Source organism: Dyella humi (assembly GCF_044904605.1).
Taxonomy (GTDB): domain Bacteria; phylum Pseudomonadota; class Gammaproteobacteria; order Xanthomonadales; family Rhodanobacteraceae; genus Dyella_B; species Dyella_B humi.
Genome location: NZ_JADIKI010000022.1, coordinates 814,815 through 828,360, shown reverse-complemented (window position 1 = coordinate 828,360; position 13,546 = coordinate 814,815). Strand labels below are relative to the sequence as shown.

At 61.7% G+C, this 13,546-nt stretch carries 9 protein-coding genes and 1 tRNA gene; 7 read left to right on the top strand and 3 right to left on the bottom strand.

Going from position 1 to position 13,546, the window contains the following annotated elements; all coding sequences use genetic code 11:
- Positions 1–90: 90 nt before the first annotated feature.
- Positions 91–2,637: a glycoside hydrolase family 3 protein gene (locus ISP18_RS08615; protein ID WP_380009512.1), complete on the top strand. Its 2,547-nt coding sequence runs from the start codon at positions 91–93 to the stop codon at positions 2,635–2,637.
- 48 nt (positions 2,638–2,685) lie between these two features.
- On the opposite strand, the gene ISP18_RS08610 is transcribed toward ISP18_RS08615, so the two are convergent.
- On the bottom strand, positions 2,686–4,266 hold the full coding sequence (locus ISP18_RS08610) for a tryptophan halogenase family protein (protein WP_380009509.1): 1,581 nt from the start codon (positions 4,264–4,266) through the stop codon (positions 2,686–2,688).
- A 189-nt stretch (positions 4,267–4,455) separates the two neighbouring features.
- Between ISP18_RS08610 and ISP18_RS08605 the strand changes: the two genes are divergently transcribed.
- Both ISP18_RS08605 and ISP18_RS08600 read left to right on the top strand, forming a co-directional pair.
- A complete protein-coding gene (locus tag ISP18_RS08605; protein WP_380009506.1) occupies positions 4,456–6,882 on the top strand; it encodes a TonB-dependent receptor in 2,427 nt (808 codons plus the stop codon).
- 151 nt (positions 6,883–7,033) lie between these two features.
- Entirely contained in the window at positions 7,034–8,053 is a 1,020-nt protein-coding gene (locus ISP18_RS08600) for a LacI family DNA-binding transcriptional regulator (protein WP_380009503.1), read from the top strand.
- 236 nt (positions 8,054–8,289) lie between these two features.
- Here ISP18_RS08600 and ISP18_RS08595 read toward each other — a convergent pair whose 3' ends face one another.
- Together ISP18_RS08595 and ISP18_RS08590 are read right to left on the bottom strand one after the other, a co-directional pair.
- Positions 8,290–8,628 carry a hypothetical protein gene (locus ISP18_RS08595; protein ID WP_380009500.1) on the bottom strand — a complete coding sequence of 113 codons (339 nt, stop codon included), beginning with the start codon at positions 8,626–8,628 and terminating at the stop codon, positions 8,290–8,292.
- A 347-nt stretch (positions 8,629–8,975) separates the two neighbouring features.
- Positions 8,976–9,052, bottom strand: a tRNA-Arg gene (locus tag ISP18_RS08590).
- Positions 9,053–9,254: 202 nt separating this feature from the next.
- Between ISP18_RS08590 and amaB the strand changes: the two genes are divergently transcribed.
- From amaB to ISP18_RS08570, 4 genes are all read left to right on the top strand, one after another.
- On the top strand, positions 9,255–10,790 hold the full coding sequence (gene amaB, locus ISP18_RS08585; protein WP_380009497.1) for an L-piperidine-6-carboxylate dehydrogenase: 1,536 nt from the start codon (positions 9,255–9,257) through the stop codon (positions 10,788–10,790).
- Positions 10,791–10,963: 173 nt separating this feature from the next.
- Positions 10,964–11,731: an SDR family NAD(P)-dependent oxidoreductase gene (locus tag ISP18_RS08580; RefSeq protein WP_380009494.1), complete on the top strand. Its 768-nt coding sequence runs from the start codon at positions 10,964–10,966 to the stop codon at positions 11,729–11,731.
- Between the two features lie 5 nt (positions 11,732–11,736).
- A complete protein-coding gene (locus tag ISP18_RS08575; protein WP_380009491.1) occupies positions 11,737–12,504 on the top strand; it encodes a class I SAM-dependent methyltransferase in 768 nt (255 codons plus the stop codon).
- Positions 12,504–13,541, top strand: coding sequence for a quinone-dependent dihydroorotate dehydrogenase (locus ISP18_RS08570; protein WP_380009488.1), 1,038 nt, complete (start codon positions 12,504–12,506; stop codon positions 13,539–13,541). Before ISP18_RS08575 ends, ISP18_RS08570 begins: the two co-directional genes overlap by 1 nt.
- Positions 13,542–13,546: the final 5 nt, after the last annotated feature.

The window sequence follows — 13,546 nt, the reverse complement described above, 5'->3', positions numbered from 1 at the left end:
ATAATTGACAGCGCTGTCATATCCCAAGAATATTTGCCGCCTATCCAACCGGGTTCCGCCTCGCCGGCGCCCACCCACCAAGGACTGCGCATGCATCACGCTCGAGGCGTCTGTTCGTTCCGTCCAGGTTTTCGCGCTCTGCTCTGCGCACTGGCCGTTGCCCTGCCCGGCTTGGCCTTGGCTCAGGACCAGGCTGGCAACACTGCCGTACATGCGGAAACCTGGCCTACGGCGCACTCGCCGCTGCCGCCCGATCTCAAGCTAGAGCGCCGCATCCAAGCGTTGCTCGCGTCAATGACCACCGAGGAAAAGGTCGGGCAGATCATCCAAGCTGACATCAACAGCACTACGCCGGAAGACGTGCGCAACTATCACCTCGGCTCGATTCTGGCGGGCGGCAATTCCAAGCCCGGCGGCGGGCGCTTTGCCGACCCGCAGCAATGGCTCGCGGCGGCCGATGCGTATGCCCGTGCCGCGATGCAGGTTCCAAAGGGACGCCCCGCGATTCCCCTGCTGTTCGGCATCGACGCGATACACGGCAACGCCGGCGTGACGGGCGCCACGGTCTTTCCGCACAACGTAGGGCTGGGCGCCACGCACGATCCCGAGTTGATCCGCAAGATCGGCGCCGCCACGGCCGAGGAAGTGCGCGCCATCGGTCTGAACTGGGCGTTCGCGCCGACGCTGGCGGTGCCACAGGACGTGCGCTGGGGACGCAGCTACGAAGGCTTTTCATCTAATCCAAAACGGGTGGCCGAATACGCGCCCGCCGCGGTGGAAGGGTTGCAAGGCACGCCCGGAACGCACGAATTTCTCGATGCGAAACACGTGCTCGCCAGCGCCAAGCATTTCCTGGGCGACGGCGGCACACACAACGGCGCCGACCAAGGCGACGCACAGATTAGCGAAGCCACCTTGCGCGATATCCACGGCGCGGGCTATCCGCCAGCCATCGACGCAGGCGTGCAGTCGGTGATGGCCTCGTTCTCGAGCTGGAACGGCGTGAAGATGAGCGGCAACAAAGGACTGCTCACCGATGTTCTGAAAGACCGCTGGCATTTCGATGGTTTCGCCGTGGGCGATTGGAACTCGCACGGCCAGGTCGCCGGTTGCAGCAATGAGGATTGCCCCGCCGCCATCAACGCCGGCCTGGACATGCTCATGGCGCCCGACAGCTGGCGCGGGCTGTACCAACACACGCTGCAGGAAGTGCGCAACGGCACCATCCCGATGGCGCGCCTGGACGATGCGGTGACACGCGTGCTTCGCGTGAAGCTGCGCATGGGCCTGTTCGACACAAGTCTGCCCTCCAAACAGCCGCTGGCCGGCAAATTCGCGCTGTTGGGCGATGCCGCGCATCGCGCGTTGGCGCGGCAGGCCGTGCGCGAATCGTTGGTGCTGCTGAAGAACGAACATCACCTACTGCCACTCGATCCGCACAAACACATCCTGGTAGCGGGCGACGGCGCGGACAGCATCCCCAAGCAGAGCGGCGGCTGGACGCTCACCTGGCAGGGCGCGGGCACGACCAATGCGAATTTTCCGCATGCGCAATCGATCTGGAGCGGTATTCGCGAACAGGTAGCAGCGGCCGGCGGCAGCGCAACGCTTTCGGTGGACGGCTCGTTCACACACAAGCCTGACGTGGCCATCGTGGTGTTCGGCGAAGACCCTTACGCGGAATTCCAAGGCGACATTCCCAACCTCGCCTACAAACCGGATGACGACAGCGATCTGCAATTGCTCAAGCACCTGCATGCGCAAGGCGTGCCGGTGGTGGCAGTGTTCCTGTCCGGCCGCGTGCTGTGGGTGAATCCGGAAATCAACGCATCCGACGCATTCGTGGCCGCGTGGCTGCCCGGCTCGGAAGGCGGCGGCATTGCCGACGTGCTGCTGCGTAAGCGCGACGGCAGCATTCAGTACGACTTCCACGGCAAGCTCGCCTACAACTGGCCGCGCACCGCAGCGCAGACCAACCAGGCCGATCCGAATCCTTTGTTCCCCTACGATTATGGGCTGAGTTACGCGGATGACGGCGATCTGGCAGCGCTTTCCGAAGATCCCGGTATTCGCCTGGACAACGCACAGAGCGGCGTGTACTTCGCACGCGGCAAGCCCACGAAAGGCTACTCACTGATCCTGACGGACGCAGGCGGCGACACCAAGCCGATCATCGCAATGCCGGCCAGCAGCACGCAGGGCGATCTGCACGTGACGGCGGTGGATTATCACGTGCAGGAAGATGCACGTCGTCTCGCCTGGAGCGGCCAGCACCCCGCGCAGTTCGCCATCACGGCGTCGAATGCGCAGGATTTGTTACGCCAGACCAACGGCGACATGCAGATCGTGGCCCTGCTGCGCGTGGATGTACTGGCGCACGGCGATGCCACCGTTGGCGTGGGCTGCGGCGCGAACTGTCATGCCGAGATTCCAGTGCAGACCGCCTTGTCAGGCGTGCAGAAGGGTCATTGGACACGTCTAGGCGTACCGCTGAAATGCTTGCAGAAACACGGCGCGGACATGAGTCGCATCGATCAGCCATTCGTGCTGCGCAATGCGCCAGGCACCACGATTTCGATCGCGTCGGTGACGCTGGCAGCGAATGCGGATCGCAGTGTGGAGTGTGCGGAGCCGTGATGCTTTTTTGCGCCCTCTTCCCGAAAGGGAGAGGGCGCCATTGGCACATCAACCTGTGACAGGCATCACCGCCCCACTACGCCCTAAATACGCCTGACACATCTGCTCCACCAACGCACGATGCTTCGGCAGATCGCTCATGGCACGCGCCGACACCTGCTGAATCGCCGCGAATTCCCGCTGTGCTTCCTCCATGCGCGGATAGCTGCTGCGCATGGGTTCGAGATCCGTGTGGAACTCCATGCCGTAGAGCACGTACTGCCAGCTAGCGGGCATGAACATTTCCAGATCGGTAACGAAATCGAGCCGATGCGGCGGCCGATGTCGCCACGCCGCCAGTCGTTCGCGCAAGGTCTCGGGAATGCTCGCCGGATCGGTATTGTCGATCCAGAACGTCGTATCCGTGCGCTGAGTCAGGCAGTAATGCATCTTGATGAAATCCAGCACGCGCTCGTAACGCGCGCAGATCATCGCGTTGAAGTGCTTCGCTGCGCGTTCCATGTCGTCCAGATCGGTCGGCAAGAGATGTGTGAGCAAGTACGTGCCGAGCTCCACCAACGCGATGCCGGTCGATTCCAGCGGCTCGACGAAACCGCCGGTCAGACCAATCCCTACGCAGTTGCCGCGCCAATGCTCAGGCCGGTAGCCGGTTTCGAACTTGATGTGCAGCGGTTTCAGTTTGTCCGAGATGGGACCTAAGTGGCGCCGGATCACCTCCTCCGCGCGCGTCGCATCCGAATGGCGTGAGGAATACACGTAACCCACGCCACGTCGCTGCTGCAGACCGATATCCCAGGTCCAGCCGGCTTCCTGCGCGGTGGCGATGGTGTAGCAGGCGATGGGCGCGTCAGGACGCGGATACGGCACCTGCATCGCCACTGCGCGATCCACGAACAACACGTCGGTGCGGCTGCGAAACGGCGACTGCATGGCATCGCCGATCAGGCGGCTGCGCAGGCCGGTGCAATCCACGTACAGATCGGCCTTCAACTCGCCGAGCTCCTGCGTAACCAGGCCGGCAATGGCGCCGCGCTCGTCCAGTACGACGCGCTCCACCGTGGCTTCGTGGCGCCTCACGCCCAGCTTCTGTCCGTGTTCGGCCAGCACCACGGCCACGCGCGCGGCGTCGAAGTGGTAGGCGTAGTTCATTGGCCCCTGGTAATCGGGATCGCCGACCCGCTTGGGTCCATGGCCTTGCGCGACAAGGCGGTATTGCATGGTGGCCGCTTCGGCCAGTTGCATGCCTTGCGGCGCGCCGCCCAGCAGCCAGTAAGGCAGCAGCTCCGGACTACCCGGACGCTGGCTGGGCAGGCTGAACGGGTGGAAGAAACTGGACGGCCCCTCGCTGCCGGGCGGGCGCACCCAATGGTCATAGCGAATGCCTTGCTTGAACGTGGCGTCGGCGCCCGCCAACAGCGCGCCTTCGTCCAGCCCGATCGCGGACAGTGTGCCGCGAATGGACGGAAACGTCGCCTCGCCCACGCCCAGCAGGCCAATGCCGGGCGATTCCACCAGGTCCACGCGGATGCTGCCCGGCGCCGCCGCGTTCAGATGTTTGGCCAGATAGCAGGCCACCAGCCAGCCCGCCGCCCCACCGCCTACCACCAGGATGCTCTGCAAACGTGCCATGTGTTCGCCCCTCCCCGGGCTGCTCGAATTGCTGCTATGCGACAAGCTTCTTTGCCAGAAGCTGCCTATTATCGCCATATGACAGCGCTGTCATAGCGTATCAGCACTGTCGTATCAACGGGGCGCCGGCTAACTGGGAACGCGAGCGACCCCGTCCGACAACGCGTAGTCATTTAGGAGGGGAATGAAATGACGCTTCACCGCTCGGCCATGTACGTCGCGCTCACTGCCGTGCTCGCCACGGCCCCTGTTCTTGCCATCGGACAGGACGCGGCGCCGCAGGCCACCACCGATAAGGGCAATGGATCGTCCAAGCAGAAAGTGAAGAATCTGGAAGCCATCCAGGTCAGCGCCACCAAACGCGAAACCCCGCTGCAGAAAACCCCGGTCGCGGTCACGGCGATTACCGCCGACACGCTCGACAAGGAGCGCGTGATGACCGTACAGGACATCACCAAGCTGGTGCCGGGCCTGCAAGGCACCAGCGAAGGCGATCATGACGTGACCACGCTGACCATGCGCGGCATCGGCAACGACAGCGCCAAGACCGAGTACGCCGATCCGGAAGTGGCATTGTTCATCGACGGCGTGTACGCGCCGCGCGCCGAATCGGCCACCAGCTTGTTGATGGACATCGACAGCGTGCAGGTGCTGCGCGGACCGCAAGGCACACTGTGGGGCCGCAACTCCACCGCTGGCGCGATCGACTTCGAAACCGTCAAGCCGGATATCAACGGCGGCTTCTACGGCAATGCGCAGATGTCGCTGGGCAACTACAGCCAGTCGGGCCAAAAGGCAGCGATCAATCTGCCGATCAGCAGCACCTTCGCCATGCGCGTGGCGGTGGCGCACGAGCAGCACGACGGTTACGTGAACTACCAGAATCCGGGGAGCGAACTGCCGTCAGTAGCTCAGCAGCAGACAGCCTATCTCGCCAGCGGCGGCAATCCGGCAAAATTCCAGCCGATCAACCAGGCGCTCTACGTGCAAGGCGGCGACAAGTACAACTCGCAAAACCAGTCGGCCGCGCGCATCAGTGCCTTGTGGCAACCGGTGGAATCGTTCAAGTGGAACCTGTCGTACGAGTACTTCCTCGATCGCGGCACGCCGGACATGAATGTGATGCAGGATCCGCGTCCGGGTCAGCCATTCTGGTCCGCGCTTATCGACACGGCGCCGTACCTGCACCGTACGTCCAAGACGGTGCGCAGCCGCATGGATTGGCAGATCAACGACGGCATGGAGCTTACCTACATCGCCGGCTACAACCGCTTTTCCGGTGCCAGCAATTATGACCAGGACACCGGCGCGATCCTGCCTACCAGTTTCACCACCGGCGGCGTGTATCAGGACGATCGCACCAACTCTTCCAACTACTCCAGCTACAGCCACGAATTCGATTTGAAATCCACCGGCCAGAACACGGTGGACTGGATTCTTGGCGCTTACTACGCCGCGGAAGACAACAACATCCGCTTCGACATCCCCATCATGAACGGTACGCAGCAGGGCACGGTGAACTGGCAAGGCTCGTTCATCCAGCCGAAGGAAACGGTGGAATCCGAAGCGGTATTCGGCCAGGGCGTGTGGCATGTCACCGATGCGTTCAACCTCACCGCCGGCGCGCGCTTCTCCGACGACACCAGAAGGAACGAAGGCGGCATCAATTGGGGCTGGGCGTACGACCCCACCGTGCCGCAAGTGCCGATCTCGCCGGGCTCGCTGCCGCAAGATGTGGGTTTCAGCGTTTCGCAGCATAACGACGCCAAGTACCACAAGTCCAAAGTCACGTGGCTGGCGCGCGCCGACTATGAATTCACCAAGAACGCCATGGCGTATGCGAGCGTATCGACCGGCTACAAATCGGGCGGTACACAGGACGGTGGTGCGCTGTATCAGCCCGAAACCCTCACCAACTATGAAATCGGCGCGAAGTTCACCTTCTTCGATGGACACATGACGTGGAACAGCGCGGCGTATTACGAGGATTTCAAGAACTTCCAGCTCTCCGCGCCCATCGTCTACCAGAACGGCAATCACGGCCTGGGTTTCTCGAACGTGCAAGGCAGCACGAGGGTGGCCGGCTTCGAATCAGAACTGGCGTTCCAGTCGCACGACGATCGCGCCAACCTGGTGTTCTCGGCCATTCCTGAGAAAAAACTGGGCACGCTGATTTATGCAGGCAGCAACGATTACGCCGGGCTGCCGCCCTGCCCGCCGCAATCGAACCTCGGCACCTGCATGAACATCACCGGCCACACGCTGCCGCATGCGCCGGATGCCTCGCTGACGGCTATCTACGAGCATGATTTCCACCTGCCCGACGGTAGCCGCCTGACCCCGCGCCTCAGCGCGCAGTACCAGAGCATGCAGTGGCTAAGCGTGTTCAATCTCGGCTCCGGCGATCAGCAAAAAGCTTACGTGCGTAGCGATTTCTCGCTGCGTTACACCGAGCCGCAGGATCGCTGGTACGCGAACGTGTACGTGCAGAACATCACCGACGACAAGGTGCGCACGAACGCCGCGCGCTTCCAGGAAGCCAACGGCAGCTTCGTGTATGTGTCTCAGTACCTGCCGCCGCGCACGTACGGCGTCGAATTGGGTGTGTGGTTCTGAGCAGGAAATACTCCCACCTGCTCCGGTGTGGCGCCTCCGCAAGGGGGCGCCCTCTTTGAGGAATCGGGACGCGTTACGGTCACAACCCTTGTAAAAAACCGGGTGCAGGCGGCATAGTCACCGAGCAAGACGGTGAGTCAGAGGAGCATGCATGCCGGTACGCCTGGAAGATGTCGCGCGCGCGGCGGGCGTATCGCCCAAGACGGTTTCGCGTGTCCTCAACGAGGAAGCCTACGTCAAAGACTCCACGCGCCAGCGCGTGCTTGCCGCCATGGAGTCAATGAATTATCGGCCCAGCCCTTCGGCCCGTGGCCTTGCCGGCAGCAAGTCGTTCCTCGTCGCCATGCTGTACGACAACAACGACAACCCGGCGTCCACCTATCTCGCGGAAATCCAGGATGGCGTGCTCGACGCGTGCAACGCGAACCGCTATAGCATGATGGTGTGCCCGCTGCGCATGCGTGGCCCGGACTTCATCCGCCGCGTAGATGCGCTGATTTCCGATCATCACGTGGACGGCGTAGTGCTCACGCCGCCGTTGACCGATCATCCGCCGCTGCTGCGCCGATTGAAGGAACGCGAGGTGCCTTACGCCAGCGTCTCGCCGGCGAACCGCGAAAACGTGATCGGCGTTTGCATGGATGACGAACAAGCTGCCAAAGCGCTGGTCACTCATCTGATCGAGCTGGGGCATCGGCGCATCGCGCATGTACTAGGTATCGCCAATCACGGCGCAAGTCGCTGGCGGCTCGCTGGCTACAAAGCCGCCCTGTCCGCCGTGGGCATTCTCTACGATCCCGATTACGTGGTGCAGGGCGACTTCCTGTTCGGTTCCGGCGTGGTCGAAGCACGCAAGCTGTTTGCCCTACCGGAACCACCCACCGCCATCTTCGCCGCCAATGACGACATGGCAGCAGGCGTGATGTGGGCGGCAAACGAACGCGGTTTGAAAGTGCCGCGCGATCTGTCCGTATGCGGATTCGACGATACGCCCCTTGCAAGTCAGCTATGGCCGCCGCTCACCACGGTGCGACAGCCTGCACGCGATATGGGCAAATTGGCTGCACTGCAACTTATGGAATTACTGAAAGGTCGTGGCGAGGGTTTGCTTGTGCAGGTGCCGTATTCGCTGCAGTTGCGCGAGTCGACTGCTGAGCCGCCGAAAGTATGAATTCACTCTCCCATTCGGGAGTCAACGTCGCGAGCCGTCGTATATCCCCGTGTTGATCATTCTCGCGAACGGAAAAATTCGGGCGTCCTAAAGAAGGTAAAGCGAAGCGCGAAACAAGCCCCTCCCCCTGCTTGCAGGGGGAGGCCGGGAGGGGGTGAACACTTGCGGGAAATTTCAAGGCAAGTACTCACCCCACCCCAACCCTCCCCTGCAAGCAGGGGAGGGAGTCGAATCTATCAATGCTTCTGCTTGTAGATGCGCTTGCTATTGCCATTCTCAGAGCGATTGAGGTTGCGCTGTTCCTGCTTGGTCAGATGACCATTGTGCTTGGCCTCGTCCACAGATTCACGGCGGGCGATGTTGGCGTCATGTGTTTCGTCGCGCGCGGCCTGCTTCTGCGTCATCGTGCCGTTCTTCAAACCATTCTGGATGCGATCTTGCTGGTTCTCCAGACGATTATTCACCTCGTTCACGCGCGGATGGCCGGGAACATCGGTTTGTGCCAGTACAGTGCCGGATGCCATCGCTGCACCGATGACCAGACCGACGATGATGAGCTTCGACTTTGCATTCATGGCAAATTCCCTTGAGTCAGTTAGCGGACGTTCTTTTGGTTTAACCGCTTCGCCGTTACCAAACGAAACAAAGCGGCATGCATGCGTCGAGTGGGGTCATCTGTTTATTCGAAAGCCGATGGTGTCTCCCCATCGCGTTCCCCTCACCCCCGCAGGCGACATAAACGAGCGCATGCAGGGCCCGTTGACGTGCGACTCACGCGAAGCCGAAACCATTCAGCGAACGCATAACTTGGGCATGCGCTCCTTTCGAGGAGCTGACGCGTCGACGATTTGTGCGTTGCGCCATTGCGTAACGAACGACGCCGTCTGCATTGCGCCGATTGCTCAAAGCGTCACAGAAAAAATGGTGCCCCCGATACGATTCGAACGTACGACCTTCCCCTTAGGAGGGGGACGCTCTATCCAACTGAGCTACGGGGGCGAAAAAGGGCCTTGCGCGCATCGCGGAAACCTGAGATGCGCAGGGGCGAAGTATAGGCGATGCGCTGCCGTGGCGAGCAAGTCGTGCCAGGCGATATACCCCTTTGCCGTGCAGTGCCGCATCGGCCGTTACGGGCGCGCCTGTTAGAATAGGTGTTTCCCCCATCCCAGGCGCGCAGACGCCACGTCTCATGGAGCCACACATGTCCCACGAAATCCTCAAGGCGCTCGGCCTTGCCGGCGAGCAGTCGGGTACGTATCTCGGCAACGGCGAGTGGTCCAAAACCACCAACGCCGGCACGTTGCAGCCGCTGAACCCAGCCACCAACGAGGTGATCGGCACGGTGTACGCCTCCAGCGCCGCCGACTACGACATCATCGTCAAGCGCGCGCAGGAAGCGTTCAAAGTATGGCGCACCACCCCTGCCCCGCGCCGCGGCGAAGCGGTGCGCCTGTGCGGCGAAGCGCTGCGCAAGCACAAGGATGCGCTGGGTTCGCTGGTGGCGCTGGAAATGGGCAAGATCAAGCCCGAAGGTGACGGCGAAGTGCAGGAGATGATCGACATCGCCGACTTCGCGGTGGGCCAGAGCCGCATGCTCTACGGCTACACCATGCATTCGGAACGCCCCGGCCACCGCATGTACGATCAGTACCATCCGCTCGGTCTGGTCGGCATCATCAGCGCGTTCAACTTTCCGGTGGCGGTGTGGGCGTGGAATGCGATGCTCGCCACAATCTGCGGCGACATCTGCATCTGGAAGCCCTCGCCGAAAACGCCACTGTCGGCCATCGCAACGATGAAGATCTGCAACGAAGCGCTGAAGGCCGGCGGCTTCCCGGATCTGTTCTTCCTGTTCAATGACGCTGGCACGGAACTCTCGCAAGCGTTCGTTGACGATCATCGCATTCCGCTTATCAGCTTCACCGGCTCCACCAAGGTAGGCCGCCTGGTCGGCGAACGTGTTGCCAAGCGCATGGGTCGCTCGTTGTTGGAGCTGGGCGGCAACAACGCGATCATCGTGGACGAAAGCGCCGATTTGAAGCTGGCGATTCCGGCGATCGTGTTCGGCGCCGTCGGCACCGCCGGCCAGCGTTGCACCACCACGCGCCGCCTGTTCGTGCATGAGTCGATCATCGGCGATGTCACCGAAAAGCTGGTGACGGCTTACAAGCAAGTGGAAGGCAAGATCGGCGATCCCACGCTCGCCACGACACTGATGGGCCCACTCAACAGCAAGGAAGCCGTGACCGCCTATCTCGCCGCCGTCGAAAAGGCCAAGGCCAGCGGCGGCACGGTGCGCGCCGGCGGTGCGGCACTGACCGATCGCAAAGGCAACTTCGTGCTGCCCGCCCTCATCACGGGCCTGAAAAACAGCGATGACGTGGTGCAGACGGAAACCTTCGCGCCGATTCTCTACGTGATGCCGTTCAAGACCGTTGACGAAGCGATCGAGCTGCAGAACAGCGTGCCGCAGGGCTTATCCTCGTCCATCTTCACGCAGAACCTGAAGGCAGCCGAACAGTATCTGACAGCAGCCGGTTCGGATTGCGGTATCGCCAACGTCAACATCGGCACGTCCGGTGCAGAGATAGGCGGCGCGTTCGGCGGCGAGAAGGAAACTGGTGGTGGTCGCGAGTCCGGTTCGGATGCGTGGAAGGTGTATATGCGTCGGCAGACCAACACCATCAATTACTCGGATGCGTTGCCGCTGGCGCAGGGGATCAAGTTCGATTTGTAAGATTGGCGTTTCGCTCCCTCTCCCGCTGGGGAGAGGGCTGCCGTAAAAGTTCACTTGCCTCACGGCCGTCATTCCCGCGAAAGCGGGAATCCATTGGCGCTGATGCAAAGGCGAAGATGGATTCCCGCTTTCGCGGGAATGACGGCCCAAGGTTACATGCGAGATTGAGCTCCATGACCACGACCTCCCCCTTCAACTTCCACAACTACCGCATCGTCATCGCCGGCGGCAGCAAAGGTATCGGTCGCAGCATGGCGCTGGCCTTCGCTGCATCCGGCGCATCGGTATCGATCTGCGCTCGTGGACAGTCTGCACTGGACGAAACAGCTGCGGCTATCTCTGCGCATGGCGTTCCAGTCCACAAACAATCCTGCGACCTGGGCGACCCCGTCGCCATCAGCGCTTATATCGAAGATGCAGCGCAAACGTTGGGTGGCATCGACGTACTGATCAATAACGCCAGCGGCTACGGTTTCAGCGACAGTGAAGAAGACTGGGCTGCCGTCTTCAACATCGACATGATGGCTGCAGTGCGCGTCTCGCGCGCTGCTCTGCCCCATCTCTCGGCCTCGCCACACGCCAGCATCCTGCACACCAGTTCCATCGCCGCGCTGCATCCGCGCCCCCATATGCCCTCCTATGGCGCCATCAAGGCAGCGCTCAGCCACTACACCACCTCGCAAGCCCTGGCGCTGGCACCGCAACGAGTTCGCGTCAATGCCATCGCGCCAGGCTCCATCGAGTTCGAGGGCGGCTTGTGGGATCGCTGCAAGCATGAAGACCCTACGCGCTACGCCGCGGTGCTGTCGAAAATTCCGTTCGGCCGCTACGGCACGCCGGAGGAAGTGGCGCATGCTGCACTGTTTCTCGCTTCACCTTGGGCCGCTTGGGTCACCGGGCAAATCCTTTGCGTCGATGGCGGTCAACAGTTGAGCAGGTGACATCCATGAACGATCTGCACAGTACCGAGCGTTTCAGCAATCGTGTCGCCGACTACGTTCGCTATCGCCCCACTTACCCCACCGCCATGGTCGACTGGCTGCGCAAGGCACATGGCGTCACACCCGACTGGCGCGTTGCCGATATCGGCGCGGGCACCGGCATTTCCAGCAAGATGTTTCTCGATGCCAGCCATAGTGTGATCGCGGTGGAGCCGAATGCGGCGATGCGCGGCGCTGCCGCGGAGTGGCTGGGAAGCAATCCGACATTCCGCGCCGTGGATGGTCGCGCCGATGCGACCACGCTAGATGACAACAGCGTCGACCTGATTTCCGTAGCGCAGGCGTTCCACTGGTTCGATCCCGACAACACGCGGCGCGAGTTCCACCGCATTCTTCGCGCTGGCGGCCTGGCCGCGATCTATTGGAACTCGCGCCGTCTCATCGGCACGCCTTTCCTAGAGGGATACGAAGCACTGCTACAAACCTACGGTACCGACTACACCAGCGTGGCCGAGCGCTACGCCGACGAGCCACGTATGCGCGAATGGTTCGGCAAGGGCTGGCGTGGCACGGCGAGTTTCGATCATCGCCAGTTGCTGGATTTTGACGCACTGCGCGGGCGGCTGATGTCTTCGTCGTATGCGCCGCAGGTCGGGCACGCCAAGCACGAGCCTATGATCGAGGCCTTGCGCGAACTGTTCGATGCCTGTGCGATGGAAGGTCGGGTAAGCTTCGATTACGACACCCGCGTTTACGTTGGCGAGGTTTTTTGATGTACCAATGGTTGCGCCCGCTGCTGTTCAAGATGGATGCCGAGAAGGCACACGGCCTCACGCTTTATGGTTTGGACGTCTCCTGGCGCAGCGAATTAATGCGCTTTGTTGCCACGCCGCCCGAGGATGTGCCCGTCGAAGCGTTCGGCCTGCATTTTGACAATCCTGTCGGCTTAGCTGCCGGACTCGACAAAAATGCCGCACACCTCGACGCACTGGGTGCCCTGGGTTTTGGCTTCATTGAAGTGGGCACGGTGACACCGCGCCCGCAGCTCGGCAACGACCGCCCTCGCCTGTTCCGCTTGCCGCAGCACGAAGCCATCATCAACCGCATGGGTTTCAACAACGATGGCGTCGATGCGTTGGTGCGCAACGTGCAGGCTTCCAGCTATCGCGGAATACTCGGCATCAACATCGGCAAGAACAAGGACACGCCTAACGAGAAGGCCGTGGACGATTACCTGTTCTGCTTGGAGCGTGTCTACGCGCATGCCAGCTACATCACCGTCAACATTTCTTCGCCCAATACCAAGGGCCTGCGCGATCTGCAGGAAGAAGCGACGCTGCGCCGCTTCATCGAAACCCTGCGCGAGGCGCAGGAGCGACTCGGTTCGCAGCAAGGCAAGCGCAAGCCGATGTTGCTGAAGATCGCGCCCGATCTGAGCGAAGCCGAGTTGGACAGCATTGCGGACGTGCTGCTTGCTGCGCATGTGGACGGCGTGATCTGCACCAACACTACTATCGATCATTCTTCCGTCGCCGGTGATCCGCTTGGCAATGAGGCCGGCGGGCTTTCCGGCAAGCCGCTGCGTGTGCGCGCCACGGAAGTCGTACGTGGTATGCATCAACGCCTGGGTGATCGCGTCGCCATCGTCGGCGTGGGCGGCATCCTCGAAGGCGATGATGCGATGGAAAAGCTCAACGCCGGCGCCAAGCTGGTACAGATCTATTCCGGTCTCATCTATCGCGGCCCCGAGCTGGTCGCCGAATGTGTGAATGAAATCCGCCGTCAGCAGGACCATCGTGATGGCCGTTGAGCGCG

Bases quoted from the DNA above. Each gene is read 5' to 3' on its own strand.
- ISP18_RS08600 (WP_380009503.1), top strand. From the start codon at position 7,034: ATGCCGGTACGCCTGGAAGATGTCGCGCGCGCGGCGGGCGTATCGCCC.
- ISP18_RS08575 (WP_380009491.1), top strand. From the start codon at position 11,737: ATGAACGATCTGCACAGTACCGAGCGTTTCAGCAATCGTGTCGCCGAC.
- ISP18_RS08570 (WP_380009488.1), top strand. From the start codon at position 12,504: ATGTACCAATGGTTGCGCCCGCTGCTGTTCAAGATGGATGCCGAGAAG.
- ISP18_RS08615 (WP_380009512.1), top strand. From the start codon at position 91: ATGCATCACGCTCGAGGCGTCTGTTCGTTCCGTCCAGGTTTTCGCGCT.
- ISP18_RS08605 (WP_380009506.1), top strand. From the start codon at position 4,456: ATGACGCTTCACCGCTCGGCCATGTACGTCGCGCTCACTGCCGTGCTC.
- ISP18_RS08610 (WP_380009509.1), bottom strand. From the start codon at position 4,266: ATGGCACGTTTGCAGAGCATCCTGGTGGTAGGCGGTGGGGCGGCGGGC.
- amaB (WP_380009497.1), top strand. From the start codon at position 9,255: ATGTCCCACGAAATCCTCAAGGCGCTCGGCCTTGCCGGCGAGCAGTCG.
- ISP18_RS08580 (WP_380009494.1), top strand. From the start codon at position 10,964: ATGACCACGACCTCCCCCTTCAACTTCCACAACTACCGCATCGTCATC.
- ISP18_RS08595 (WP_380009500.1), bottom strand. From the start codon at position 8,628: ATGAATGCAAAGTCGAAGCTCATCATCGTCGGTCTGGTCATCGGTGCA.